This window comes from Variovorax boronicumulans (assembly GCF_019352895.1).
GTDB lineage: Bacteria > Pseudomonadota > Gammaproteobacteria > Burkholderiales > Burkholderiaceae_C > Variovorax > Variovorax boronicumulans_A.
This window is the reverse complement of record NZ_JAAAFX010000008.1, coordinates 161766-185249: the sequence shown is the minus strand read 5'-3', so window position 1 is coordinate 185249 and position 23484 is coordinate 161766. Positions and strand designations below refer to the sequence as shown.

Genomic DNA, 23484 nt, shown 5'->3' with positions numbered 1-23484 from the left:
CCCCGCGCTGCCATCAAAGCGTCACACGAGGCCCCTAGGCTGGCACCCGGTCACCACTCTTTTCCACGAGGCTTTCCATGCGCTTTGCACCCCAGCTGCTGATGTCGACCCACGGCTTGCGCGCGATCGCGGGTGCGCTGGCCTGGGGCCTGGCCGAGTCGATCGCGCTCGCGCGTTCGCGGCGCCGGCAGCGCCACCGCTGAGCGTTCTTTTGAAGTTCAGCCCGCGTCGGCCACGGTGCGCACGATGCGGCCCAGCTTGCCGAGGGCCGCATCCATCTCTTCGTCGTAGGGCCAGCCGCAGTTCAGCCGCAGGAAGTGGTCGCTGCGCGAACCGTTGGAGAACAGGTAGCCCGGCGCCACCACGATGCCTTCCTGCTGCAGCGCCGCATCGAACACCGCGGCCGACGCGCAGCCCTTGGGCAGTTCCACCCACAGCTGGAGCCCGCCGTTCGGTAGGTTGATCCGTGTGCCCTCTGGAAAGTAGCGTGCGATGGCCTCGGCCGTGCGTTCGCGCTGCCCGCGCAGCGCGGTGCGCAGGCGCCGCAGGTGGCGGTCGTAGGCGCCCGTGCCCATGAACTGGCCTGCGCCCAGCTGCGACAGCACCTCGTTGTTGCGGCTCTGCGTGTACTTGAGCATCTCCACGCGGGCCTGCCAGCGGCCGGCGCTGATCCAGCCCAGCCGCAGGCCCGGCGCGAGGATCTTGTGCATCGACGCGCAATGGATCACGTTGCCGCTGCGGTCCCAGGACTTGATTGCGCGCGGCGGCGTGTCGACGTCGAGCAGCTCGCTGTAGGTGTCGTCCTCGATCAGCGCGATGTGCTGTTCCTCGCACAGCCGCACCAGCTGTTCCTTGTGGGCGTCGGGCATCACGCTGCCCAGCGGGTTCTGCAGGTGCGGCACCACCACCACCGCCTTGATGTCGCCATAGGTCTGGGCCGCGAGCTCGAGCGCGCCGATCGACAGGCCGGTCTGCGGGCTGGTCGGGATCTCGAGCGCGCGCAGGCCCAGGCTCTCGAGCACCTGCAGCAGGCCGTAGAAGGTGGGCGATTCGACCGCGATGGTGTCGCCCGGCTGCGCCACCGCGCGCAGCGCGAGGTTGAGCGCCTCGATGCAGCCGTTGGTGATCAGCAGCTCTTCGGGCGACAGCGCCATGCCGGCCGCGACCGCGCGCTTGGCCAGCACGCTGCGGAAGTGCGGGTCGCCCTGCAGCGGCGGCACGCCCGAGATCAGCGCGGGCTTGAGGCGCAGCGCGCGCGTCATCGCGGCGCGCAGTTCCTCGGCCGGATAGAACTGCGGCGCGGCACGCGCGATCGACAGGTTGAGCTTGACGCTGGCCGCGCGGCGCTGGGCCACGAAGGCCGACACCCGGCCGTGGATGCCGACGTAGCGCGCCGGATCGGGCGGCGCATGGGCCGAGGGCTCGTCCATCGGCGCCATGTGCAGCCGCTGCGGCCGGCGCACGAAGTAGCCCGAGCGCTCGCGCGCCTCGGCCCAGCCGTCGGATTCGAGCGTGCGGCACAGCTGCAGCGCGGTCGACAGGCTGATGTCGTGCAGCCGCATCAGGCCGCGCAGCGAGGGCATGCGCTCGCCCGGCTGCAGCGAGCCGGCCTCGATCGCGTCGCGGTAGTGCGTGGCGAGGCGGCGGTAGAGCGGCGGCGCGGCGGCCGGGGTCGTCGAGAGGGACATGGGACGATGCTGGCTTGGGTCGGAGGGCTGAAACAGATGCAGTTTCTGCCAAAACGACCATAACAGATCAGCCGCCGGCGGTGCTGTTCCGGTGGCAATGCCGGGCGCTGTGCCTGTCGCCGAAGGGCCGGCCTGGCGAACATCGAGGCTCGATCCAAGGAGCTTTCGATGACCTCTGCGACTTCCCCTTCACCGGCCCCGCGGCTGCGGCCCGGCCAGTCCCTGCAGCTGGCGCTGGACGCCGGCACCGTGCTGCAGGTGGCGGCCGGCACGCTGGTTCTTCACGAGCCGATGCGCTGGATCGGCGACACCGTGGTGCGGCCGACCCTGCGCCTGTCCGAAGGCCAGAGCCACCGGCTCGCGCAGTCCGGCTGGTGCGTGCTGGCGGCGGAAGGCGAGGCCGCCGAGTGGCGCTGCCATGCGCCGCTGCCGCCGTCGCCCTGGTGGGCGGTGTTCCTGCGGACGGCCGCACGCCCCGCGGCGGCGCTGCGCTAGGCGGTCGGCCCTCATGGAATATCCTGAGGGCGCGCGCCGGGCGTCGGACCTTGAAAGACGACCCGCGATCGCGCCAAGGAATTCCACGATGAAACGCTGTCACCTTCTGCTCGCCGCCCTCATGGCCGCGGCTGTCCTGCCTGCCACTGCGCAGGTTTCGGTCCACATCAACCTGCCTGGCGTGGTGCAGGCTGCACCGCCGCCGCCGCGGTACGAGCGCATGCCCGGTCCGCGCGCGGGCCAGGTCTGGGTGCCGGGCCACTGGCAGTGGAACGGGCGCGACTATGCCTGGCGCGGCGGCTACTGGCAGGCTGCGCGGCGCGACTACGCCTATGCGCCGGGCGCCTGGGTGCGCGTGGACGACGGCTGGCGCTGGCGTGAAGGCGATTGGCGCCGGGCCGAACGGCGCGCCGAGCGTCGCGAGGAGCGGCGCCGGGAGGAACGCCGGTACGACCGGCATGGCCACGGGCATGGGCACGATCACTGCCCGCCGGGCCAGGCCAAGAAGGGGCGCTGCTGAAGGCTCAGTGGGCGCTGCCGTTGAGGTAGGGCTCGGGGTCCACCGCCGCGCCGCCCTTGCGGATCTCGAAGCGCAGCTTCACGCGGTCGGTCCCGCTCTGGCCCATCTCCGCGATCGGCTGGCCGCGCGTCACCGTCTCGCCTTCGGCGACCAAGGCCTTGCTGACGTGGGCATAGGCGGTGATGAAGTCGTCGTCGTGCTTGAGGATCACCATCGTGCCGTAGGCCGGCAGCGCGCTGCTGACCAGCACCACGCGGCCGTCGCGGGCGGCCTGGATCGGCTCGCCCAGGCGGCCGCCGATGTCGATGCCCTTGACCGCATCGCCGTCGAAGCGGGCCAGCACCGGGCCCAGGGCGGGGCGGCCGAAGCTCGCGTTCGGGTTGGAGGCCTGCGGCGCCGGCGCGGGCACGAGCGGTGCCGGGGCCGGCCGGAGCACGGGCGCGGGCGGTGCCGACGGCTGCGACGGCGCCGAGGGCAGGGGCGGCAAGGGCGGCAGCGGCGTGGTGGTGCCGCAGGCGGCGAGGGCCGCGATGGCGGCGAGGCACAGACCCGAGCGAAGGCGCGTGGACGTCAGACGAAGAAGATGCATGTTCAGGCCCGTTCGTTGTGGGTGGAAGAATGCCTTGTGACCTCGCCGAGGCGAGGACGTTCCGGCGCTTGCGTCGAATGCATGTCGGCGGTGCTGGCGGCCGCTCAGCGCGGCCGCGGCGCGTAGCCGCTCTCGATCCAGGCTTCGGCGCTCGTGGCGCTGAGCTTGAAGTTCGGTGCCACCCGGGTTTCGCCGAGCGTCTCGCCAGTGTCGTCCTGCGCGCTCAACACGGCATAGGGATTGTCCTCATCCGGCACGATCCGCAGCGCCACGCGGATGCGATCGGCGCCATGGCCTACGCTGACCTGCTTGTTGAGCTGCGCGTGCAGCTGCTGCTCGTGGCGGCGCAGCACCTCGTTGGCGGTCTTGACCAGCGTGTGGAAGGCCGGCGTGTCGAGCGGCTTGGGGTTCTTCTTGTCGCGGCCCATGGTCCAGGGGCCGACCAGCGCGGGCTCGGGGTCGCCGTGGCGGGTCATGGCGACGGCCCAGCCGTCGTCCTCCTCGTTCTTGACGATGCGCGCGGTCCAGTTGTCGTCGCGCCAGAGGCGGGCTTCCTGCAGGGGGAGGGTGTCGGAATCTGTCGGGTCGGTCGAGTCGGTCATTCGGATGCGGGTGTTCTTGTGCGGGCCATTTTCCCCTGTGCGCCGGGTGCCGTCGTCATACCCACGTACTGTTGCAGTCCTTCGACCAGCGCATCGAAGGCCACGCGGCAGCGCGGGCTGTGGCGCAGGTCCTCGTGCATCGTGACCCAGGTGTCGAGCCGCATCGAGACGGTGCGCGGCATCAGCCGCACCAGCGCCTCGCTGCGCCGGGCCAGCCCGACCTGGCACATGCCGATGCCCGCGCCCGCGCGGATCAGCGCCAGCTGGGCCAGGTCGCTGTCGGTGCGCAGCGAGAAGGTGTCACGGTGGAAGCCCGGCAGCGCCTTGCCGGCCTGGCGGATGAAGGCCGTGGGCTGGTCGTAGCCGATGACCGCGTGGCCGGCCAGGTCCTCGGGCCGGCGCGGCGTGCCGTGGCGCGCGAGGTAGTCGCGGTGCGCATGCAGGCCCAGCAGGATGTCGCCGATGCGGCGTGCCAGCAGCTGTTCCTGCTTCGGCCGCACCATGCGCACCGCGATGTCGGCCTCGCGCCGCAGCAGATCCTGCAGCCGGTTGGTCACGACCAGCTCGACCTTGAGCAGCGGATGCGTCTCGCGCAGCCGCGCCACGATGGGCGGCAGCACCTCGACGCCGATCACTTCGCTGGCCGAGATGCGTACCACGCCGCGCGCGCCGTCGCCCTGGGCGGTGGCCGCGCGCTGCAGCGAGGCGGCCGTGCTTTCCATGGCCTCGGCATGCGTGCGCAGCGACAGCGCCACCTCGGTGGGCAGCAGCCCCACCTGCGAGCGCGTGAACAGCACCGTGCCCAGCGCGGCTTCGAGCGCCGCCACATGGCGCCCGGCCGTGGGCTGCGTGATGCCGAGCGCGCGCGCCGCGCCCGAGAGCGAGCCCTCGCGCAGCACGCCCAGGAAGGTGCGGTAGAGCTCCCAGCCGATGTTCGATGCCATACGAAAATGTATAGCTGCTGCACCCTGTCCGGCAATTCCCATGGAACCCACAGCGGCCCAGAATTCTTCCATCGACAACGCTTTCAGGAGCATTTCATGGCAAGCAACGACACGGTCCTGGTCCTGGGCGCCACCGGCGGCATCGGCGGCGAGGTGGCGCGCCAGCTGCGCGACGCGGGCTGGCAGGTGCGCGCGCTGCGGCGCGGCGCGGCCGAAGAAGAGCGCGAGGGCATCCGCTGGATCGCCGGCGACGCGATGGACGCGCAGGCCGTGCGCCGCGCCGCCGTGGGTTGTGCGGTGATCGTGCACGCGGTGAACCCGCCGGGCTATCGCGGCTGGGCGAAGCGGGTGCTGCCGATGCTCGACCACAGCATTGCCGCGGCGAAGGCCGAGGGCGCCACGCTGGTGCTGCCCGGCACGGTCTACAACTACGGCCTCGACGCCTTCCCGCTGCTGGCCGAGGATGCGCCGCAGCACCCGCGCACGCGCAAGGGCGCGATCCGCGTCGAGATGGAGCGGCGCCTCGAGGCCGCGAGCCGCGAGGGCGCGCGCGTGCTGATCGTGCGCGCCGGCGACTTCTTCGGGCCGCGCGCCGGCAACAACTGGTTCTCGCAGGGGCTGGTGAAGCCGGGCCGGCCGCTGCGCGCCGTGAGCGATCCGGGCCGCCGTGGCGTCGGCCACCAGTGGTCCTACCTGCCCGACGTGGCGCGCACCATGGTCGAACTGCTGGCGCGGCGCGACCGGCTGCCGGCCTTCGCGCGCTTCCACATGGCGGGCCACTGGGACGCCGACGGCACGCGCATGGCCGAAGCCATCCGCCGCGTCGCGGCCCGGCGCCTGGGCACCGCGGTGCGGGTGTCGGCCTTTCCGTGGTGGCTGCTCACGCTGGCCTCACCCTTCGTCACCACCTTCCGCGAGCTGCGCGAGATGCGCTACCTGTGGCGCACGCCCGTGGCCATGGACAACGCGAGGCTGCTCGCCTTCCTGGGCCACGAGCCGCACACGCCGCTCGATGCGGCGGTCGAGGCCGCGCTGGAAGGCATGGGCTGCCTGGGCGCTCAGAACACCGACAGCCCCGTCTTGGCCACGAACAGTTCCAGCGCCTTCATGCCCAGCAGCGAATTGCCCGTCGCGTCGAGCGCGGGCGACCACACGGCCAGCGTGAGCCGGTCGGGCACCACCGCGACGATGCCGCCGCCCACGCCGCTCTTGCAGGGCAGGCCGATCGAGAAGGCCACGTCGCCGGCCGCGTCGTAGGTGCCGCAGGTCAGCATCAGCGCATTGATGCGGCGCGTCTGGCGTTCCGAGGTGATCGCGGGCAGGCCGTCCTGCGGATGCGCGCCGTCGCGGCACAGGAAGGCCGCGGCGCGCGCGAGCTGCGTGCAGCTCATGCGCAGCGCGCACTGGTGGAAGTAGACGTCGAGCACCGCGTCGACCGGGTGGTCGATCTTGCCGAAGCTCTTCATGAAGTTGGCCAGCGCGATGTTGCGAAAACCGGTGGCGGCCTCCGAGGCCGCCACTTCCTCGTCGAAGGCGATCGGCTCGCCGGCCAGGCTGGTCATCAGCGCGAGGATGTCGCGCTGCGCGTCGCCGTGGCTCAACAGGCGGTCGGCCACCGCGATGGCGCCCGCATTGATGAAGGGGTTGCGCGGCTTGCCCTGTTCGTTCTCCAGCTGCACCAGCGAGTTGAAGGGGTTGCCCGAGGGCTCGCGGCCGATGCGCTGCCAGAGCGCTTCGCCCATGTGCTGCATCGCCAGCGTCAGCGTGAAGAGCTTGGACACGCTCTGGATCGAGAAGGGCACGGCCGCATCGCCCGCCGCGGCCTGTTGCCCGTCGCAGGTGCGCAGCGCGATGCCGAACTGCGCGGCCGGCACGCGCGCCAGCGCCGGGATGTAGCTGGCCACGGTGCCGGCCTGGCCCAGCAGCGGGCGGATCTCTTCGTTGATCTGGTCTAGGATGGGCTGGAATTGCATGGCGCGATTCTGCGGGAGCCGGGGCGAACGTTCAGGGCGGGTCCCGCGGTGCAATGACGGCCCTGGTCACGCCCACGCCCCGCAGCGTGCGCCAGAGCCCGAAGGGCACCAGCAGCGCGCCCGCCCCCCAGCCCACGAGCCCGCCGTCGTGCACGACGGCCCAGACCCCCAGCGCACCAATCGCGAGCCCGCCCACGATGTTCAGCAGGCCGCCGCCCAGCCACTGCAGCGTGAGCAGCGGCAGCAGCGCATCGAGCAGGCGTTCGGCGATGCGCAGGCCCAGCCGGTCGGCCAGCACGTAGAGCCCGAGCACCAGCAGCGGCGCCACGGCGAGGCCGATCAGCAGGTACGCGAGCAGGCCGACAAGCGTGTTCATCCGCCCCAGAGCCGGTGCTGGAGGTACAGCGCGCCCAGCGCGGCCGCCAGCGCCAGCGGCATCGCGAGCGCGCCCACGCGCAGGAACTGCCAGGCCGTGACGTTCTCGCCTTCGCGCCGGATCGCGACCAGCCACAGCAGCGTGGCCAGCGAACCGGTGAGCGAGAGGTTGGGCCCGAGGTCGATGCCGATCGCGACCGCGCTGCGCAGCAGCGGCGCGGCGTCGGCGCTGGCCAGCACCGAGCCGGCCATCAGCCCCGCCGGCAGGTTGTTCATCAGGTTGCACAGCACGGCCACCAGCGCGCCGCTGCCGAAGGCGGTGCCGGTGGGCGAGGCGGATGCCGCCTCGCGCAGGGCATGGCTCAGCAGCGGGATCAGGCCCGAATGCACCAGCCCCTCGACCAGCACGAACAGGCCCGCGACCAGCGCCAGCACGCTCCACGACACGCCGCGCAGCAGCGCCCAGGGCGCGCTGCGTTCGCGCAGCAGCACGCCGGCGCAGGCCAGCGCGCTGGCCGCCAGCGTGGTCGCGCCCAGCGGCCCGCCCAACGCCGAGGTCGCGACCAGCACCACCGCCACCAGTGCGATGCCGGCGCCCGCCCAGCGGCCGGCCGGCGAGAGCACGGGCTGTGCGATGTCCCGCGCGATGGGGGCGGCCAGCGCATCGCGCTGCAGCCAGCGCAGCACCACGTAGGTCACGCCGATCGAGGCCACCGAGGCCAGCGCGAACTGGCCGAACCAGGCGCCCAGCGGCGGCAGGTGCGCGCCGAAGATCACCAGGTTGGCCGGGTTCGAGATCGGCAGCACGAAGCTGGCCGCGTTGGCGATGAAGGCGCAGGCCAGCAGGTAGGGCAGGGGCCTGGCGCCGGCCTTCTTCGCGGCCGCATAGACGGCCGGCGTGAGCACCACCGCGGTGGCGTCGTTCGACATGAAGACCGTGACCACCACGCCGATCGCGTAGATGCCGAAGAACAGCCGCGGCGCCGAGCCGCGCGCATGGTGCACCGCGCGCGCCGCGAGGAAATCGAACAGGCCCTCGCGCCGCGCGAGCTCGGAGATCAGCATCATCCCGGCCAGGAACAGGTAGACGTCCAGGCCCTTGCCCACGGCCTGCAGCGCCTCGCGCCAGGGCAGCAGTTGCGCACCCACCAGCGCCAGCGCGCCGCCCACGGCCCACACCGCCTCGGGCCAGCGGCCGGGCCGCACGATCACGGCGGCGGTGGCCAGCGCCGCGATGGCCCAGGTCGCGAGATGGGCGCCCGTGATGGCCACGGGCATCACGCGACGCGCGCCTTGCGGTTGACCAGCAGGATGCCCACGCCGACCCCCAGCAGTGCCAGCACCAGCTGCACCGTCAGCGGCTCCTGCAGCAGCACCACGCCGAACACCAGCGCGAACAGCGGCGTGAGGAAGGTGAAGGAAGAGATGCGCGTGGCCGGGTAGTGCCGCAGCAGCCACATCCAGCTCAGGTAGCTGGCGAAGGCGCCGATGACGGTCTGCAGCGCGATCGAGAACCAGGCATAGCCCGAGTACGACCAGCCGCGTGTCTCGCCCAGCAGCACCGACATCAGCGGCGAGGCCGCGGCCGTGACCGCGATCTGATAGAACAGCGCCTTCTCCGCACTGGCGGTGGCCATCTTCGTGGTGCGCAGCGTGAGCGTGGTCAGGCCCCAGAGCAGGCCGGCCAGCAGCGCCAGCGCGTCGCCGCGCAGCTGCGTCGGGCTGGCGGCGTGGGTGAAGCTCTCGCTGAACGCGAACAGCACGCCCGCGAAGGCCAGCGCGAGCCCGGCCCACTGCACGCCGTGCAGCCGCTCGGCCGGCACGAAGCGCGGCAGCAGCACCGCCACCACGAAGGGCGAGCAGTAGAGGAAGACCGTGAGCCGCGAGGCCGTCGTGTACTGCAGCCCGGTGTAGATGCAGAGGAACTCGCCCGCGAACAGCGCGCCCACCAGCAGCCCGCTCCACAAGGTGCCGTCGCGCTCGAACAGCTTCACGCCGCGCGCCAGGCACCACAGCCACAGCAGCGCGACCGCGCCGCACATGCGCAAGGTGGCCTGCCACATCGGCGGCACCTCGGTGACCGTGGTCTTGATCAGGATTTGCTGCAGCCCCCAGAAGGCGCAGCAGGCCACCAGCAGGGTCGTGGCACGGGTGTCGAGGTGGCTCTTGCGATCGGTCATGGGGCTCGGGTGGTGTGGGCGGGGCTGCCAGGGATCGTAGCCGTCCGCTAGACCGCGAACCGGGCTGCCGCCAGCGGCGAGCCCGCGCCCTCGAAGCGCTTGCCGATGGCCGTGAGCTGCACCTCCAGGAATTCCAGGAACATGCCCATCGCGACGGTGGTGGTCTGGCCGCTGCGCTGGTAGAGGCAGTCGGCCGACCAGGCCGCCGCGTCCGCCAGGCCCTGCCACACCAGCGTGCCGGCCGCCACGTCCTCGGCCACGTTCTCGGGAATCAGGAAGCCGATGCCGGTGCCGCCGCGCACCAGGCGCCGCACCATCGCGACCGAACTGGTCTCGACCAGCGGCCGGGCCTTGCGGTGTTCGCGGTGGTCGATCTGGTCGACCATGGCGCGCAGCTCCGTGTCGGGCGTCATGAGGATCAGCGGATGGTCGAGGCAGTCGCGCAGCCGCGGCGCTCGGCCCAGCTGCGTGAGCGCATGGTCGGGCGGCGTGACCAGGCCCAGCTGCTGCGGAAAGCCGCGCACCTCTTCCACGCCCGGCGGCGGCTTGCGGCGCAGGCAGAAGCCGATGTCGGCCTCGCCGGTGGCCACCCACCTGAGGATGTTCTCGCCGCTGCCCGAGCGCACGCTGTAGGTCACGCCGGGGTAGCGCTGCATCGCGATCTCGATCACGTCGGGCACCAGCTGCTCGGCCGACGAATGCGACACCGCCAGGCTGACGTGGCCGCGCCGCAGCGCGCGCAGGTCTTCGATGTGGGCCAGCGCGCTGTCGAAGTCGCGCTGGCTGCGGCGCACCGCGGCGACCATGATCTCGCCCGCGTTGGTCAGCTGCATGCCGCGCGGCAGCCGCTCGAACAGCGGGGTGCCGACCTGCTCCTCGAGGTTGAGGATCTGCTGGTGCACCGCGGCGGGCGTGAGGTGCAGCGAGTCGGACGCCTTGCGGATGGAGCCGCGTCGCGCGACCTCGTCGAAACAGCGGAAGGACTGGGAAATGGCGGCCATCCGCAAACTGTACGGAATTTCCGAACGCGCTGTTCAAAAGAATCAGATTTTCCAGACGGACGCAAAGGCCTAGATTCCGCTCCAGACCCAGGCCGCAGCGCGCGGCCTGCCCCCTTCTTCAGGAGCCGCCTTGACCACCACCGTTGACCAAGTCACCCAACGCCGCCGCGGCGTCGGCCTCATCGCCCACGACCCGGCGGCTTCGGCCGGCGGCTACACGCTGATCGCGCCGCAGACGGCCGACGGCCACGTCTACCTGGTCGGCATCGACGGCGCGGTGGTCCACCACTGGAAGATGCCGCTGCGCGCCGGGCGCCATGCGGTGATCCTGCCGAACGGCAACCTGGGCTACAACGGCAACCATGCGCATTCGCCCGATCTCTACGCCGCCTGGTCGATGTGGCACGGCGGCGATTTCTCCGAGGTCACGCCCGCGGGCGAGGTGGTCTGGCACTACGAGGACCCGGCCCACCACCACGACGCCAAGTGGCTGGCCAACGGCCACCTGCTGTACGCGGCCTGCGCGCCGGTGCCCGCGGGCTTCGCCGAGCGCGTGCCCGGCGGCACGGCCCATGGCGCGGACGAAACCATGTACGGCGACGTGATCCGCGAGGTGAACCGCGCCGGTGAGCTGGTCTGGGAGTGGAAGTCGTGGGAGCACCTGCAGCCGGAGGACTTCCCGATCCACCCCGGCTTCGGCCGCTACCACTGGCCGCTGGTCAACGGGCTCGACGTCGACGCCCAGGGCCGCGTGCTGATGAGCCTGCGCACCACCGCCGGCATCATCGGCGTCGACAAGGCCAGCGGCGCGGTCGCGCTGCACATCCCGCCCAGCGTGGTGTCGCACCAGCATGCGCCGCAGGCCCTGCCCAACGGCCACATCCTGGCCTTCGACAACGGCAATTTCCGCAGCGGCGCGCATGTCGCGTTCTCGCGCGTGCTCGAGATCGACCCGACGGACAACCGCATCGTCTGGGCCTATGCCGACGAGATGGTCAACGCCTTCTACACGGCCTTCATGGGCAATGCGCAGCGGCTGTGGAACGGCAACACGCACATCACCGAGTCGGCCACCGGGCGCCTGTTCGAGGTGAATCCCGAAGGCGAAGTGGTGTGGGAATACATCCTGCCGTGGTTCGCCGAATACCCCGATGCGGCGGCCCGCAAGACCGGCCCCGGCCGCTTGAACAGCGTGTTCCAGACCTGGCGCTATTCGGCCGACCAGCTGCCCTGGCTCCGGGCCTGAACGTTCCCCGATCCTCTCTCTTTCTTTCAGGACATCCCATGACCGCCACCTTCTTCCGCCGCACCGCTCTGGCGATGGCCCTGGTCGCCACTTCGCTGGGTGCCGCGCTGACCGCCGCCGCCCAGGAAGCCAAGCCCGTGCGCATCCTCACCAACTGGTTCGCGCAGCCCGACCAGGCCGGCTACTGGCAGGCGCAGCAGGACAAGCTCGGCGCCGAGGCCGGCATCAGGATCAGCGTGCTGCAGGGCGGCCCGAAGATCCAGACGATCCCGCAGGTCGCCTCGGGCCAGGCCGAGTTCGGCATCGGCAATGCCGACGACGTGATGCTGGCCCGGCTGCGCGGCGCGCCGGTGCGCGCGGTGTTCGCGCACCTCGACCACGTGCCCTACGCCCTGGTCTACCACGCCGACCCGGCCGTGAAGGGCATCGCCGACCTGCAGGGCCGCACCTTCGCGGTCAACATCGGCAATGCCTACTGGGAGTGGACCAAGAAGCAGTACAAGCTCGCGAACACGCGCGAGATCCCGGTCAGCGGCGACCTGAGCCTGTTCCGCAACGACGCCAGGATGGTGCAGCAGGGCTACTCGCTCTACCTGCCGGCGCGCATGGAAGAAGCCGGCATCGCCGTGCAGTCGATCTCGCTCGCGTCGCTGGGCTACCGGCCCTACAACGTGCTCTTCACCACCGACGAGATGATCCAGAAGAACCCGGCGCTGGTGAAGGCAACCCTCGCCGCGGTGCAGAAGGGCTGGAGCAACTTCGTGCACAACCCTTCGGGCATCAAGCCGATGCTGTTGGAGATGAACAAGCAGATCTCGCCGGCCGTGTACGACGCGGCCAACAAGGAAATGATCGAGAAGCTGATCTCGCACGACCTCGGCAAAATCGGCTGCATGAACGACGCGCGCTGGACCGAGCTGGCGACCCAGCTGCGCAGCGTGGCCTTCCTGCCCGCCAACTTCAACGAGAAGCAGGCCTACGACCGCACGCTGGTGCCCGGCTGCGGATCATGAGCGGCGCCGCCGTCGAGCTCAGGGGCGTTTCCAAGCGCTTCGACAGCGGCCTGCAGGCGCTGGGCGCGATCGACTTCGATCTGCGGGCCGGCGAGTTCGTGTCGATCGTCGGGCCCTCGGGCTGCGGCAAGTCGACGCTGCTGCGCATCGTCGCGGGCCTGATCGCCACCAGCACCGGTGCCTGCCGGCGGCCCGCCGACACCGAGACCGCCTTCGTGTTCCAGGAAGCGGCGCTGCTGCCCTGGCGCACCGTCGAGCGCAACGCACAGCTGCTGATGGAGCTCGAAGGCCACAAGCCCGAGGACTACCGGCCGCGCGCCGCCGAAGCGCTGGCGCTGGTGGGCCTGGCCGGCTTCGAGCAGTCGTATCCGCACCAGCTCTCGGGCGGCATGCGCATGCGGCTCTCGCTGGCCCGCGCGCTGGCGCTGCGCCCCGGCCTGCTGCTGCTCGACGAGCCGCTGGCGGCGGTCGACGAACTCACGCGCGACGTCCTGCAGGAAGAACTGTCGGCGATGTGGCAGCAGGCCGGCTTCACCGGTGTGCTGGTCACGCACAACGTGCACGAGGCGGTGTATTTGTCGAACCGCGTGATCGTGATGTCGCCGCGGCCCGGCCGCATCCTCGAGGTGATCGACGTGCCCTTCGCCTTTCCGCGCGCGCCCGAGCTGCGCGCCACGCCCGAGTTCGCGCGCCTGACCGGCGAGGTCACGGCCGCGCTGCGCCGCCCGCCCACCGCCTGAAGGAAATCCCATGTCTTCCAACCTGCCCGACGCCATCCACGACACGCCTTCGCGTGTCCCCACCTGGCTGCGCGACGGCTGGCCCGTGGTGCTGGTGGCGGTGATCGCGCTCGCCGGCTGGTACCTGCTGACCGCCACCGTCTACGCCGGCAAGGGCTACCTCGTGCCTTCGCCGCAGGAGGTCGCGGCGGCCGTGGCCGAGAACGCGGGCGTGCTGCTCGTCGCCACGCTCACGACGCTCAAGGAGGCTACCTTCGGCTACCTGCTCGCGATCGTGGGCGGCATCTCGCTGGCCGCGGTGCTGAGCCAGTCGAAGCTGCTCGAGCGCAGCATCTATCCGTATGCGGTGCTGCTGCAGACCGTGCCGGTGGTGGCAGTGGCGCCGCTGATCGTGCTCTGGTTCGGCTACAACGACCTGTCGGTGGTCATCATCAGCCTGATCATGTCGCTGTTCCCGATCGTCAACAACACGCTGCTCGGCCTGCGTTCGACCTCGCGCAACCTCACCGAGCTGTTTGCGCTGCACAACAGGAGCCGCTTCACCGCCTTCTGGAAGCTGCAGCTGCCGGGCGCGCTGCCGCACATCATCGGCGGGCTGCGCATCTCGGCGGGCCTGTCGGTCATCGGTGCGATCGTGGGCGAATTCATCATCGGCTCGGGCAATGCGCAGGGCGGACTCGGCGTGCAGATCGTCTTCGCGCAGGGTCGCATGTACACGGCACTGCTCTTCGCCGAGGTGATCGCGGCCACGCTGCTGGGCTTCCTGTTCTTCATGGTGGTGAGCGCGATCGGCAACCGGCTGCTGAAGAACTGGCACGAGTCCGCGATCGGCCATTGAGCACAATGCGGGCATGAACGACATCCCGCTCATCGACATCACCGCACTGGCTTCGGGCGACGCGGCCGCACGCCGCGCCGTCGCGCGCCGCATCGGCACCGCCTGCCGCGAGGTCGGCTTCTTCGCCATCGTCGGCCATGGCGTGGCGCCGGCGCAGGTCGCCGCCACTTTCGCGCAGAGCGCGCGGCTGTTCGCGCAGCCGCCGGAAGCCAAGCGCGCGATGGCGATCGACAAGCTCGGCAGCAACCGGGGCTACGTCGGCCTGGGCGTGGAGGCGTTGGACGAGAAGACCGCGGCCGACCACAAGGAGGCCTTCAACCTGATCTGGACCGACGGCCGGACGCGGCCCGACAACGTGTGGCCGGAACTGCCGGATTTCCGCGAGACGGTGCAGGCCTACTTCGATGCGGTGCTGGCGGTGGGCCGGCGGCTGCACACCGCCTTCGCGCTCGACCTGGGCCTGGCCGAGGACTTCTTCGCCGACAAGATCGACCGCCCGCTGGCCACGCTGCGCCTGCTGCACTACCCGATGCCCTCGACCACCGAGCCGAGCGCGCAGATCGGCGCCGGCACCCACACCGACTACGGCAACGTCACGCTGCTCGCGACCGACGGCGTGGCCGGCCTGCAGGTGCGGCGCCGCGACGGCGTCTGGTTCGACGTGCCGGCGCTGCCCGGCGCCTTCGTCTGCAATGTCGGCGATTGCCTGATGCGCTGGACCGACGACGTCTACGTGTCGACGCCGCACCGCGTGGCCGCGCCGACAGCCGAACGCTATTCGATCGCGGTGTTCCTCGACCCGAACCCGGACGCGCTGGTGAGCGCGATCCCGTCCTGCGTGCCCGCGGGCCAGGCGCCGCGCTACGCGCCGATCACGGCCAACGACTACCTGCAGCAGCGCTTCGCCGCGACCTACGGGAAAAGCTAGAGCGGGTGCTCGGTGTAGAAGCGGCCGCCGTGGAACAGCAGCGGCGAGGCGCCCGGCGTGTGGCTGCAGCGCTCCACCTCGCCCACGAAGATCACGTGGTCGCCTTCGTCGTAGCGGCTGCGGTTGAAGCACTCGAAGCTGGCCGCGGCACCGGCCAGCAGCGGCGCGCCGCCGAGGCCTTCGGTGAATTCCACGCCCTGCCAGCGGTCGTCGCGCTTCTTCGCGAAGCGCTCGGCCAGTTCCTTCTGGTTCGCCGCCAGGATGTTGACCGCGTAGTGCGAGCCCGCACTCAGCGCCGGCATCGAGCCCGCGCTCAGGGCCAGGCTCCAGAGCACCAGCGGCGGCGTCAGCGACACCGAGTTGAAGGAGTTGGCCGTCAGGCCCACCAGCGAACCGTCGGCGGCGCGCGCGGTGACGATGGTGACGCCGGTGGCGAACATGCCGAGTGCCTGGCGGAATTCATCGACCGAGAAAGAGGGCGGCTGCGCCTGGACGGGAACGTTCACGAGGAAGGGAGATGGAAGGAGGCGGAAGGCTATTCTGGCCGATGCGCCGGGGCCGCACCGGCGGGCGGGCTATCCGAAGAACCAGTAGCACACGCCGATGGCCGCCGCCACGCCCGCGAACTCGGCCGCCAGCGCGCAGCCCACCGCATGCCGCGCGCGCTGGATGCCGACCGCGCCGAAGTACACGGCCAGCACGTAGAAGGTGGTTTCGGTGCTGCCCTGGATCACGGCCGCGGCCAGCGCCGGGAAGCTGTCGACGCCCTGGCTCTTCATGGTCTCGATCAGCATCGCGCGCGCCGCGCTGCCCGAGAAGGGCTTGACCAGCGCGGTCGGCAGCGCGTCGACGAAGCGGGTGTCCCAACCGCTCTTCACCACCAGCCAGCGGATGCCGTTGAGCGCGACCTCGAGCGCGCCCGAGGCCCGCAGCACGCCAATCGCGCACAGCATCGCGACCAGGTAGGGCAGCAGGTTCTTCGCCACGTCGAAGCCTTCCTTGGCGCCTTCGATGAAGCGGTCGTAGACATTCACGCGCTTCCAGGCGCCGACCGCCAGGAACAGGATCACCAGGCCGAACAGCGCGAGGTTGCCCATCAGCGAGGAGAGCGCGGCCAGCGCTGCCGACGACAGCGTGGCCAGCAGCGCCATGAAGCCGCCCAGCACCAGCGCGCCGGGCAGCAGGTAGGCCAGCACCACCGGGTCCCAGAGCCGCAGGCGCTGCACCAGCGCGACCGACAGCAGGCCCACCAGCGTCGACGCGCTGGTCGCGAGCAGGATCGGCAGGAAGACCATGGTCGGGTCGGGCGCGCCCTGCTGCGCGCGGTACATGAAGATCGTCACCGGCAGCAGCGTGAGCGAGGAGGCGTTGAGCACCAGGAACAGGATCTGGGCGTTGCTGGCCGTGTCCGGCCGCGGGTTGAGCGTCTGCAGCTCGCGCATGGCCTTCAGGCCGATCGGCGTGGCCGCGTTGTCCAGGCCCAGCGCATTGGCCGCGAAGTTCATGGTGATCAGGCCCAGCGCGGGATGGCCGGCCGGCACCTCGGGCATCAGGCGGCGGAACAGCGGCCCCAGCAGCCGGGCCAGCCAGGCCACGAGCCCGGCCGCCTCGGCGATGCGCAGCAGGCCCAGCCACAGCGTGAGCGTGCCGAACAGCAGCACCATGACCTCGACCGCCAGCCGGGCCATCGCGAACAGGCTCTCGACGATGGCGGCGAACACGGCCGGGTCGCCGCCGACGAGCCAGCGCCCCAGCGCGGCCACGGCTGCGACCATGAAAAAGCCCAGCCAGAGGCCGTTGAGCATGCGTTCTTCCCCGTGTGGTTCGTTCGGCGGATGCCGGCCGATCATAGGGGCGGCGTCAGCGCACCTCGATCAGCCGGTCGGGCCGGAAGCCTTCCTGCTCGCCCTTGGACGCGTAGCCCAGCGGGTTGGCCACGACGCGACAGCCGTCCTTCACATAGTCGAAGGCGCAGTGCAGGTGGCCGTGCAGCCACAGCTGGGCGCGGGGCAGCAGTTCGTCCAGGCTGTTGCAGAAGCCGGCCGTGCCCGGGCGCAGGCCGTAGCGCGGATCGGCGCTGGCCAGGGTGGGCGCGAAGTGCGTCACGGCCACGGTGGTGCCGTCGAAGGGTTCGTCCAGTGCCTTGGTCAGCCAGTCCTGGCACGCGAGTGAGTGCTCTCTTTGCTGGGCCGCGAGAAAGGGATGGCCACCGCGCGTGGCCGCCGCCTTGACCAGGTAGAAGTCGGCCGCGCGCATCGCCTTGCCGCGCTTCTTGAGGCGCTCGCCCAGGTCGTCGGTGGGCGCCACCAGCGCGTCGAAATCGGCCCAGAGCGTGGTGCCGACGAAGCGCACGCCGCCGTGCACCACCGTCTCGCGTTCGAGCCAGGTGATGTCCAGTTCGGCGCACAGCGCGCGCAGGCGGGCGTGGGTGTCGTCGAGGTCCGCGCCGTCGTACTCGTGGTTGCCCGGCACATAGAAGACCGGGGTCGGCCAGCCATGGCGCGGCGAGAAGCGGGTCAGACCGAAGTCGTCGCCGGCCAGCCGGGAGCCCTCCTGGTAGGAGCCGACGTCGCCCGCCAGCACCAGCAGGTCGGCGCCCGGCGCGGGGGTGATCTGCAGGTTCGGGTGCGATTCCAGGTGCAGGTCGGACAGCAGTTGAAGCTTCATGGCCTCAGTCTAGAGGCTGCGGCCGCGGCGGGTTTCGGATCGCCCTATGCACAAGGCGCATGAAGTTGGCGTTGAAAGACTAGGGATAACCCTTATTCTTAAGGCAGTCCTTCCAACACCAGCGCGGGCAGGCCGCGCAAACACCATGTCCAGTCTGATCGCCCAAGTGGCCAGTTTCTTCCGTTCCTCCACCGCCCAGGTGCCGGCCAGCTACGCCGCCACGCTGATGGAAAGCGCCGACCTGCGCGCCGGCCTCGACGCGCACCACGCCCAGGAACTGCGCGAAGCCGCCAGCGCCTGGCTGCGCGTCGTCCGCTGAGCGTTCTTCAGCTTTTTTCGGCCCCGGCCACCGGGCCGGACCCCAGCAGCGAGCGCGCGAAAGCCGCCGCCGCCGAGCGCACCAGCGCCGCGCGCAACCATTCGTGCGCATGCCCGTGCTGTGCGCGCCGATGCCAGACCGCGTCCACGTGGACCAGCGGCTGGTCGAAGGGCAGGTCGCGCAGCACCAGTTGCGCGTCGATGCCGGTCACGCTCACGAAGTGGCGCGGCAGCACCGTCAGCAGGTCGGAATTCGCGACCACCCGGCCGGCGGTGAAGAACTGGTTGACCGTGACCACGATGCGCCGCTCGCGCCCGAGCGCCGCCAGCGTCTGGTCGATGAAGCCGTAGGGCCGGCCCGAAAAACTCACCAGCAGGTGGCGCGCGGCGCAGTAGTCGTCCAGCGTCAGCGGCTTCTGCGCCAGCGGATGGTCGCGCCGCATCACGCACACGTACTGGCCCACATAGAGGCGCTGGGCCTCGAAGGGCACGGCCACGCCGGTCTGGCCGCGGGCCGTGAGGCTGGCGATCACGGCCGGGAAATAGCCGACCGCCATGTCGGCCTCCTCGTTCTCCAGCAGCTGCCGCGGGTCGCGCGTGGTCAGCGGCACCACGCGCACCGAGATCGCCGGCGCTTCGGCTTCCAGGATCTGCATCAGGCCCGGCATCAGCTCGGCGGCGGTGGCGTCGGCCATGGCCAGCACGAAGGTGGTGTCGGCCACCGCGGCATCGAACTCGTTGGGCGCCAGCGTGTGCTGCAGCTGCAGCAGCGCGTCGCGCACCGTCGGCCAGAGCGCCAGCGCACGCGGCGTGGGCTCGACGCCCGCGCCCGCGCGGCGCACCAGTTCGTCGCCCAGCACCTCGCGCAGCCGCCGCAGCGCGTTGCTCACGGCCGGCTGCGTCAGCGACAGGTTGCGCGCCGCGCGCGTCAGGTTGCGCTCGGCCATCACCTCGTCGAAGACGCGCAGCAGGTTGAGGTCCAGCGTGCGGAAGTTGACGTTCATCATCGTTGTGAATGATAAACATCAAGAAGATAAAGTGGCGGAACACTAGGGTAAGCCCTAATATTCAGTCCATCGGCTTCGGCCATTCACCCCTTTGGAGGGAAATTCTCATGACCAGCTTTGTCCACGTTGATCAACCGGCGGCTCACCCGGGCGTCACCCGCGCCGAAGCCGTTTTTGACCATTTCCGTACCACCAGCCATGACGTCGACGGCTCGCGCGGCCTCGCGGCCCTGCTGCTCGCCGCCGTGGTCTCGGCCCTGCTCGTCGTTGCCGACAAGCTGGTGTCGAACATCGACGAAGGCGGCCTGATCGTCGCCTGGCTCGTGATGTGGGCCGTCGCCTTCGTGGTGCTGGCCTTCTTCGCCGGCACGGCCCGCACCCTGGCCGCCCGTGCGACCCAGGGCTGGAGCGCCTATGCCCAGCGCCGTGAAGCGGCCCGCAGCGATGCGCGCTTCCTGGCCTACGCCCAGCACGACGCCCGCATCATGAACGACATCCAGGCCGCCGTGACCCGTCACGAAGCCCTGACCGGCGAACCCGCCAAGGTGCCGGCCCAGTTGGCCCGCGCGATCGTTGCCCAGCGCTCGGCCGACGTGAAGGTGCCCACGCTGTACGAAGCGATGCGCCGCGTGAACCTCGGCAAGTACTATTGATCGCGGCTCCGGCCCCATGAAAAAACCGCCCCGAGGGGCGGTTTTTTGTGGGCGCTCGCTGGCTGGCGATCTCAGGCCGCGAGGCGCTGCTCGATCTCGGCCTTGGTGGCCGGCAGTTCCTTGGGCAGGTGGTGCGCCAGCTGCTGGAACAGCTCGCCGTGCAGCTGCAGCTCGGCCAGCCAGGCGGCCTTGTCGGTGCTGGTCACGGTCTCGAACTGTTCGGTGCTGAAGTCCAGGCCGGTCCAGTTCAGGTCCTGGTAGCGCGGCGACACGCCGAAGGCGTGCTCGGTGCCGGCGGCCTTGTCCTCGATCCGGTCGATCATCCACTTGAGCACGCGCATGTTCTCGCCGTAGCCCGGCCAGGCGAACTTGCCGTCGGCGCCCTTGCGGAACCAGTTGGTGGTGTAGATCTTCGGCAGCGTGGCGCCCGAGGCCTCGAGCTTCTTGCCCAGGTCGAGCCAGTGCTGGAAGTAGTCGCTCATGTTGTAGCCCATGAAGGGCAACATCGCGAACGGGTCGCGGCGCACCACGCCGGCCTGGCCGGTGGCCGCGGCGGTGGTTTCCGAGCCCATGGTGGCGGCCATGTAGACGCCTTCGGTCCAGTTGCGCGCCTCGGTCACCAGCGGCACGGTGGTCGAGCGGCGGCCGCCGAAGATGAAGGCGTCGATCTTCACGCCCTTCGGGTCGTCCCAGGCTTCGTCGAGCGCCGGGTTGTTGGTGGCGGCCACGGTGAAGCGGGCGTTGGGGTGCGCGGCCTTGGCGCCGGTTTCCTTGGCGATGGCCGGCGTCCATTCCTTGCCCTGCCAGTCGATGGCGTGGGCCGGGGCCTCGCCCATGCCTTCCCACCAGACGTCGCCGTCGTCGGTCAGCGCGACGTTGGTGAAGATCACGTCGCGGTTCAGGCTGGCCATGCAGTTGGGGTTGGTCTGCTCGTTGGTGCCCGGGGCCACGCCGAAGTAGCCGGCCTCGGGGTTGATGGCGCGCAGCGAGCCGTCGGCCTGGGGCTTGATCCAGGCGATGTCGTCGCCGATGGTGGTGACCTTCCAGCCGTCGAAGCCGGCCGGCGGGATCAGCATTGCGAAGTTGGTCTTGCCGCAGGCGCTGGGGAAGGCGGCCGCCACGTGGTACTTCTGGCCCTGGGGATTGCTCACGCCGAGGATCAGCATGTGCTCGGCGAGCCAGCCTTCGTCGCGGCCCATGGTCGAGGCGATGCGCAGCGCGAAGCACTTCTTGCCCAGCAGCGCGTTGCCGCCGTAGCCCGAGCCGTAGCTCCAGATCTCGCGCGTTTCCGGGTAGTGGACGATGTACTTGGTCTTGTTGCAGGGCCAGGCGACGTCCTGCTCGCCCGCGGCCAGCGGCGCGCCCACCGTGTGCACGCAGGGCACGAATTCGCCGTCGGTGCCCAGCACGTCGTACACGGCCTTGCCCATGCGGGTCATGATCTTCATGTTGACCGCGACATAGGGGCTGTCGGACAGCTCGATGCCGATGTGCGCGATCGGCGAGCCCAGCGGGCCCATCGAGAAGGGCACGACGTACATCGTGCGGCCCTTCATGCAGCCGTCGAACAGCGGCTGCAGCGTGGCGCGCATCTCGGCCGGCGCCATCCAGTTGTTGGTCGGGCCGGCGTTTTCCTTGGTGGCCGAGCAGATGTAGGTGCGGTCTTCCACGCGCGCCACGTCGGTCGGGTCGGAGGTGGCGAGGAAGGAGTTCGGGCGCTTGGCCGGGTTGAGCTTCTTGAAGGTGCCGGCGTCGACCAGCTGCTGGCACAGGCGGTCGTATTCCGCGGTGCTGCCGTCGCACCAGTAGATGTTGTCGGGTTTGCACAGCGCGGCCATCTCGGCCACCCAGGCGATCAGCCTGGCGTTCTTGACGTGCGGGGGCGCCTGAATGGGCAGGCCATTCATCACAGGTGCGTTCATCGAAAATCTCCGGAGTTGAAAATTCGTCTTTTCGAGCGGGGCTCGGAGTCGGCGGGAGAGCCGTTTGAAAAAACGTTTTCGGTCGGAGAGGCGATGGGGCGCAGGTGCGCGGGCGTTCGCGCTAAAGCCCGATCAGGCGCGGCACGAAGGCTTGAGATGACCGTCGCGAGCGGTCCGAGCTTGCGCCGAGGATCGCAGCCGTACTCCGGTACGGCGAGAACCGCAGGTGCGAGATCGGTCCGCGCAGCAGGTCAGCTCAAGCCTTCAAGCCATGTAGACGGCGATGGAGGCTAGCAACAGCATCAGCACGCCACCGACCAGCGGCAGCACGATCGGCATCAGGTGCACGACCGACTCGACCGCGTCTTTTTCAACGGTGGCAGCGTGGCCGGGTTCGACGGGCGTAGGGTTGGACATGGGGGATTCCTTTGAATTCTGGCAAGGCAAGACTGCCCGCATTTTAGCCAAGGGGCCCCGGCCGCCCTGCGAGGGCTTGCCCGGAGCAGGTCAATGCTGCTCCTCGGCCTCGAAGCCCGCCTGTCGCAAGGCGGACAGCACCGCCGCCAGATGCGCGCGCCCGCGGGTCTGCAGCACCAGTTCGATGTCCACGTTCTGGGCCGCCAGCATGGTGAAGGCGCGCTGGTGGTGCACCTCGTCGATGTTGGCGCCCGCTTCGGCCACGGTCGTGGTGATCCGGGCCAGCATGCCCGGCACGTCGCGCGCGCTCACGCGCAGCCGGGCGAGCCGGCCGGCGCGCACCATGCCGCGTTCGATGATCGCGGCCAGCAGCAGCGGATCGATGTTGCCGCCCGACAGCACCAGCCCCACGCGCTTGCCCTGGAAGCGCGCCGGATGCCGGATCAGCGCCGCCAGGCCGGCCGCGCCCGCGCCCTCGACCAGGGTCTTCTCGATCTCCAGCAGCATCAGCACCGCCTGCTCGATGTCGCCCTCGTCGACCAGCAGCAGGTCGTCCACATGTTTTTCGATCACTGCGCGGGTCAGCACGCCGGGCGTGCCCACGGCGATGCCTTCGGCGATGGTGCTGGTGCCCTGCGGGTGGTGGGTGCCCTGGACGGCGTTGACCATGGCCGGGAAGCGCGTGGTCTGCACGCCGACGATCTCGATGCCGGGCTTGCGGGCCCGCGCCGCGACCGCCATGCCGGCGATCAGGCCGCCGCCGCCGACCGACACCACCAGCATGTCGAGGTCGGGCACGGCGTCGAGCATTTCGAGCGCCACCGTGCCCTGGCCGGCCATGATGGCCTCGTCGTCATAGGGATGGACCAGCGCCAGGCCGTCGCGCTCCGACAGCTCGACCGCATGGGCGCGCGCCGCGTCCAGCGTGTCGCCGTGCAGCACCACTTCAGCGCCGAAGCTGCGCGTGCGCTCGATCTTCACGCCCGGCGTGAAGCGCGGCATCACGATGGTCGCGCGCATGCCCAGGCGCTGCGCATGGTAGGCCACGCCCTGGGCGTGGTTGCCGGCCGACATGGCCACCACCCCCTGGACGCCGCTCTCCGACAGGTCGACCAGCTTGTTGCAGGCGCCGCGCTCCTTGAAGGAGGCGGTGAACTGCAGGTTCTCGAACTTGAGGAACACCTGGGCGCCGACGATGTCGGACAGGGTGCGCGATTCGACGCAGGGCGTGGCCAGCAGCTGCCCTTGCAGGCGGGCCGCGGCGCGTTCGATGTCTTGGATACCGATCATGCATGGCATTGTGGAGGGAATTGCAACATCGGGACATTTACCGATGCGCTGTCTTCCACAACGCAAAACTCTGCGTTA

26 protein-coding genes and 1 pseudogene are annotated in these 23484 nt (G+C 70.3%); 11 read left to right on the top strand and 16 right to left on the bottom strand.

Annotated features, from left to right (window positions below; translation table 11 throughout):
- The first annotated feature begins 77 nt into the window (after positions 1-77).
- On the top strand, positions 78-203 hold the full coding sequence (locus K0H49_RS30685) for a hypothetical protein (RefSeq protein WP_257625002.1): 126 nt from the start codon (positions 78-80) through the stop codon (positions 201-203).
- Positions 204-218: 15 nt separating this feature from the next.
- Here K0H49_RS30685 and K0H49_RS19145 read toward each other — a convergent pair whose 3' ends face one another.
- Positions 219-1688: an aminotransferase-like domain-containing protein gene (locus K0H49_RS19145; RefSeq protein WP_219215835.1), complete on the bottom strand. Its 1470-nt coding sequence runs from the start codon at positions 1686-1688 to the stop codon at positions 219-221.
- 168 nt (positions 1689-1856) lie between these two features.
- Between K0H49_RS19145 and K0H49_RS19140 the strand changes: the two genes are divergently transcribed.
- Both K0H49_RS19140 and K0H49_RS19135 read left to right on the top strand, forming a co-directional pair.
- A complete protein-coding gene (locus K0H49_RS19140; RefSeq protein ID WP_219215833.1) occupies positions 1857-2183 on the top strand; it encodes a hypothetical protein in 327 nt (108 codons plus the stop codon).
- 88 nt (positions 2184-2271) lie between these two features.
- Positions 2272-2703 (top strand): YXWGXW repeat-containing protein, encoded by a 432-nt coding sequence (locus K0H49_RS19135; protein WP_219215831.1) that lies wholly within the window; start codon positions 2272-2274, stop codon positions 2701-2703.
- Positions 2704-2707: 4 nt separating this feature from the next.
- On the opposite strand, the gene K0H49_RS19130 is transcribed toward K0H49_RS19135, so the two are convergent.
- From K0H49_RS19130 to K0H49_RS19120, 3 genes are all read right to left on the bottom strand, one after another.
- On the bottom strand, positions 2708-3292 hold the full coding sequence (locus K0H49_RS19130) for a murein hydrolase activator EnvC family protein (RefSeq protein WP_219215829.1): 585 nt from the start codon (positions 3290-3292) through the stop codon (positions 2708-2710).
- A gap of 104 nt (positions 3293-3396) precedes the next feature.
- On the bottom strand, positions 3397-3894 hold the full coding sequence (locus K0H49_RS19125; RefSeq protein ID WP_183028429.1) for a hypothetical protein: 498 nt from the start codon (positions 3892-3894) through the stop codon (positions 3397-3399).
- Positions 3891-4838: a LysR family transcriptional regulator gene (locus K0H49_RS19120; protein WP_219215827.1), complete on the bottom strand. Its 948-nt coding sequence runs from the start codon at positions 4836-4838 to the stop codon at positions 3891-3893. Before K0H49_RS19120 ends, K0H49_RS19125 begins: the two co-directional genes overlap by 4 nt.
- A 96-nt stretch (positions 4839-4934) precedes the next feature.
- Here K0H49_RS19120 and K0H49_RS19115 point away from each other — a divergent pair.
- A pseudogene (locus tag K0H49_RS19115) lies at positions 4935-5891 on the top strand (NAD-dependent epimerase/dehydratase family protein); the annotation flags it as partial.
- 5 nt (positions 5892-5896) lie between these two features.
- Here the strand turns inward: K0H49_RS19115 and K0H49_RS19110 are convergent.
- From K0H49_RS19110 to K0H49_RS19090, 5 genes are read right to left on the bottom strand one after another with little or no spacing between them, the layout of a single operon-like run.
- Positions 5897-6811 carry a glutaminase gene (locus K0H49_RS19110; RefSeq protein WP_219215825.1) on the bottom strand — a complete coding sequence of 305 codons (915 nt, stop codon included), beginning with the start codon at positions 6809-6811 and terminating at the stop codon, positions 5897-5899.
- 31 nt (positions 6812-6842) lie between these two features.
- Entirely contained in the window at positions 6843-7187 is a 345-nt protein-coding gene (locus K0H49_RS19105) for a hypothetical protein (RefSeq protein ID WP_219215823.1), read from the bottom strand.
- Positions 7184-8464 carry an arsenic transporter gene (locus K0H49_RS19100; RefSeq protein WP_219215899.1) on the bottom strand — a complete coding sequence of 427 codons (1281 nt, stop codon included), beginning with the start codon at positions 8462-8464 and terminating at the stop codon, positions 7184-7186. Before K0H49_RS19100 ends, K0H49_RS19105 begins: the two co-directional genes overlap by 4 nt.
- On the bottom strand, positions 8464-9366 hold the full coding sequence (locus K0H49_RS19095; protein ID WP_219215821.1) for a DMT family transporter: 903 nt from the start codon (positions 9364-9366) through the stop codon (positions 8464-8466). The genes K0H49_RS19100 and K0H49_RS19095 overlap by 1 nt, the downstream gene beginning before the upstream one ends.
- Positions 9367-9413: 47 nt before the next feature.
- Positions 9414-10367, bottom strand: a complete 954-nt coding sequence (locus K0H49_RS19090; protein ID WP_219215819.1) for a LysR family transcriptional regulator — start codon at positions 10365-10367, stop codon at positions 9414-9416.
- A 130-nt stretch (positions 10368-10497) separates the two neighbouring features.
- Between K0H49_RS19090 and K0H49_RS19085 the strand changes: the two genes are divergently transcribed.
- Genes K0H49_RS19085 through K0H49_RS19065 form a run of 5 tightly spaced genes read left to right on the top strand, consistent with a single transcriptional unit; the run spans position 10498 to position 15132 of the window.
- The gene (locus tag K0H49_RS19085; RefSeq protein ID WP_219215817.1) at positions 10498-11613 is read left to right on the top strand and encodes an aryl-sulfate sulfotransferase; all 1116 of its coding nucleotides are present in this window, start codon (positions 10498-10500) and stop codon (positions 11611-11613) included.
- Positions 11614-11651: 38 nt separating this feature from the next.
- On the top strand, positions 11652-12626 hold the full coding sequence (locus K0H49_RS19080) for an ABC transporter substrate-binding protein (protein ID WP_219215815.1): 975 nt from the start codon (positions 11652-11654) through the stop codon (positions 12624-12626).
- Positions 12623-13366 (top strand): ABC transporter ATP-binding protein, encoded by a 744-nt coding sequence (locus K0H49_RS19075; protein ID WP_219215813.1) that lies wholly within the window; start codon positions 12623-12625, stop codon positions 13364-13366. The genes K0H49_RS19080 and K0H49_RS19075 overlap by 4 nt, the downstream gene beginning before the upstream one ends.
- Before the next feature lie 10 nt (positions 13367-13376).
- A complete protein-coding gene (locus K0H49_RS19070) occupies positions 13377-14204 on the top strand; it encodes an ABC transporter permease (protein WP_257625001.1) in 828 nt (275 codons plus the stop codon).
- A 13-nt stretch (positions 14205-14217) separates the two neighbouring features.
- Entirely contained in the window at positions 14218-15132 is a 915-nt protein-coding gene (locus K0H49_RS19065) for an isopenicillin N synthase family dioxygenase (protein ID WP_219215812.1), read from the top strand.
- Here the strand turns inward: K0H49_RS19065 and K0H49_RS19060 are convergent.
- The 3 genes from K0H49_RS19060 to K0H49_RS19050 form a co-directional block, all read right to left on the bottom strand.
- Positions 15129-15638, bottom strand: coding sequence for a flavin reductase family protein (locus K0H49_RS19060; RefSeq protein WP_310936224.1), 510 nt, complete (start codon positions 15636-15638; stop codon positions 15129-15131). The two genes, K0H49_RS19065 and K0H49_RS19060, sit on opposite strands and share 4 nt — an antisense overlap.
- A gap of 69 nt (positions 15639-15707) precedes the next feature.
- A complete protein-coding gene (locus K0H49_RS19055) occupies positions 15708-16937 on the bottom strand; it encodes a nucleoside recognition domain-containing protein (protein ID WP_219215809.1) in 1230 nt (409 codons plus the stop codon).
- A 55-nt stretch (positions 16938-16992) separates the two neighbouring features.
- The gene (locus tag K0H49_RS19050) at positions 16993-17799 is read right to left on the bottom strand and encodes a metallophosphoesterase (RefSeq protein ID WP_219215808.1); all 807 of its coding nucleotides are present in this window, start codon (positions 17797-17799) and stop codon (positions 16993-16995) included.
- A gap of 145 nt (positions 17800-17944) precedes the next feature.
- Between K0H49_RS19050 and K0H49_RS19045 the strand changes: the two genes are divergently transcribed.
- On the top strand, positions 17945-18118 hold the full coding sequence (locus K0H49_RS19045) for a hypothetical protein (RefSeq protein WP_183028416.1): 174 nt from the start codon (positions 17945-17947) through the stop codon (positions 18116-18118).
- A gap of 7 nt (positions 18119-18125) precedes the next feature.
- On the opposite strand, the gene K0H49_RS19040 is transcribed toward K0H49_RS19045, so the two are convergent.
- Positions 18126-19121 carry a LysR family transcriptional regulator gene (locus K0H49_RS19040; RefSeq protein ID WP_219215894.1) on the bottom strand — a complete coding sequence of 332 codons (996 nt, stop codon included), beginning with the start codon at positions 19119-19121 and terminating at the stop codon, positions 18126-18128.
- A gap of 110 nt (positions 19122-19231) precedes the next feature.
- Here K0H49_RS19040 and K0H49_RS19035 point away from each other — a divergent pair, with 110 nt between their 5' ends.
- Positions 19232-19777, top strand: coding sequence for a hypothetical protein (locus K0H49_RS19035; RefSeq protein WP_219215805.1), 546 nt, complete (start codon positions 19232-19234; stop codon positions 19775-19777).
- 71 nt (positions 19778-19848) lie between these two features.
- Here K0H49_RS19035 and K0H49_RS19030 read toward each other — a convergent pair whose 3' ends face one another.
- From K0H49_RS19030 to K0H49_RS19020, 3 genes are all read right to left on the bottom strand, one after another.
- On the bottom strand, positions 19849-21699 hold the full coding sequence (locus K0H49_RS19030; RefSeq protein WP_219215803.1) for a phosphoenolpyruvate carboxykinase (GTP): 1851 nt from the start codon (positions 21697-21699) through the stop codon (positions 19849-19851).
- Between the two features lie 264 nt (positions 21700-21963).
- Positions 21964-22116 (bottom strand): hypothetical protein, encoded by a 153-nt coding sequence (locus K0H49_RS19025; protein WP_183028413.1) that lies wholly within the window; start codon positions 22114-22116, stop codon positions 21964-21966.
- 90 nt (positions 22117-22206) lie between these two features.
- Complete coding sequence (locus tag K0H49_RS19020; protein WP_183028412.1) at positions 22207-23406, bottom strand: threonine ammonia-lyase; 1200 nt, start codon at positions 23404-23406, stop codon at positions 22207-22209.
- Positions 23407-23484 lie beyond the last annotated feature (78 nt).

What these genes read in the sequence shown, in the direction of transcription:
- K0H49_RS30685 (WP_257625002.1), top strand. Translation starts at nt 78, where the DNA reads ATGCGCTTTGCACCCCAGCTGCTGATGTCGACCCACGGCTTGCGCGCG.
- K0H49_RS19145 (WP_219215835.1), bottom strand. Translation starts at nt 1,688, where the DNA reads ATGTCCCTCTCGACGACCCCGGCCGCCGCGCCGCCGCTCTACCGCCGC.
- K0H49_RS19140 (WP_219215833.1), top strand. Translation starts at nt 1,857, where the DNA reads ATGACCTCTGCGACTTCCCCTTCACCGGCCCCGCGGCTGCGGCCCGGC.
- K0H49_RS19135 (WP_219215831.1), top strand. Translation starts at nt 2,272, where the DNA reads ATGAAACGCTGTCACCTTCTGCTCGCCGCCCTCATGGCCGCGGCTGTC.
- K0H49_RS19130 (WP_219215829.1), bottom strand. Translation starts at nt 3,292, where the DNA reads ATGCATCTTCTTCGTCTGACGTCCACGCGCCTTCGCTCGGGTCTGTGC.
- K0H49_RS19125 (WP_183028429.1), bottom strand. Translation starts at nt 3,894, where the DNA reads ATGACCGACTCGACCGACCCGACAGATTCCGACACCCTCCCCCTGCAG.
- K0H49_RS19120 (WP_219215827.1), bottom strand. Translation starts at nt 4,838, where the DNA reads ATGGCATCGAACATCGGCTGGGAGCTCTACCGCACCTTCCTGGGCGTG.
- K0H49_RS19110 (WP_219215825.1), bottom strand. Translation starts at nt 6,811, where the DNA reads ATGCAATTCCAGCCCATCCTAGACCAGATCAACGAAGAGATCCGCCCG.
- K0H49_RS19105 (WP_219215823.1), bottom strand. Translation starts at nt 7,187, where the DNA reads ATGAACACGCTTGTCGGCCTGCTCGCGTACCTGCTGATCGGCCTCGCC.
- K0H49_RS19100 (WP_219215899.1), bottom strand. Translation starts at nt 8,464, where the DNA reads ATGCCCGTGGCCATCACGGGCGCCCATCTCGCGACCTGGGCCATCGCG.
- K0H49_RS19095 (WP_219215821.1), bottom strand. Translation starts at nt 9,366, where the DNA reads ATGACCGATCGCAAGAGCCACCTCGACACCCGTGCCACGACCCTGCTG.
- K0H49_RS19090 (WP_219215819.1), bottom strand. Translation starts at nt 10,367, where the DNA reads ATGGCCGCCATTTCCCAGTCCTTCCGCTGTTTCGACGAGGTCGCGCGA.
- K0H49_RS19080 (WP_219215815.1), top strand. Translation starts at nt 11,652, where the DNA reads ATGACCGCCACCTTCTTCCGCCGCACCGCTCTGGCGATGGCCCTGGTC.
- K0H49_RS19075 (WP_219215813.1), top strand. Translation starts at nt 12,623, where the DNA reads ATGAGCGGCGCCGCCGTCGAGCTCAGGGGCGTTTCCAAGCGCTTCGAC.
- K0H49_RS19070 (WP_257625001.1), top strand. Translation starts at nt 13,377, where the DNA reads ATGTCTTCCAACCTGCCCGACGCCATCCACGACACGCCTTCGCGTGTC.
- K0H49_RS19065 (WP_219215812.1), top strand. Translation starts at nt 14,218, where the DNA reads ATGAACGACATCCCGCTCATCGACATCACCGCACTGGCTTCGGGCGAC.
- K0H49_RS19055 (WP_219215809.1), bottom strand. Translation starts at nt 16,937, where the DNA reads ATGCTCAACGGCCTCTGGCTGGGCTTTTTCATGGTCGCAGCCGTGGCC.
- K0H49_RS19050 (WP_219215808.1), bottom strand. Translation starts at nt 17,799, where the DNA reads ATGAAGCTTCAACTGCTGTCCGACCTGCACCTGGAATCGCACCCGAAC.
- K0H49_RS19045 (WP_183028416.1), top strand. Translation starts at nt 17,945, where the DNA reads ATGTCCAGTCTGATCGCCCAAGTGGCCAGTTTCTTCCGTTCCTCCACC.
- K0H49_RS19040 (WP_219215894.1), bottom strand. Translation starts at nt 19,121, where the DNA reads ATGAACGTCAACTTCCGCACGCTGGACCTCAACCTGCTGCGCGTCTTC.
- K0H49_RS19035 (WP_219215805.1), top strand. Translation starts at nt 19,232, where the DNA reads ATGACCAGCTTTGTCCACGTTGATCAACCGGCGGCTCACCCGGGCGTC.
- K0H49_RS19030 (WP_219215803.1), bottom strand. Translation starts at nt 21,699, where the DNA reads ATGAACGCACCTGTGATGAATGGCCTGCCCATTCAGGCGCCCCCGCAC.
- K0H49_RS19025 (WP_183028413.1), bottom strand. Translation starts at nt 22,116, where the DNA reads ATGTCCAACCCTACGCCCGTCGAACCCGGCCACGCTGCCACCGTTGAA.
- K0H49_RS19020 (WP_183028412.1), bottom strand. Translation starts at nt 23,406, where the DNA reads ATGATCGGTATCCAAGACATCGAACGCGCCGCGGCCCGCCTGCAAGGG.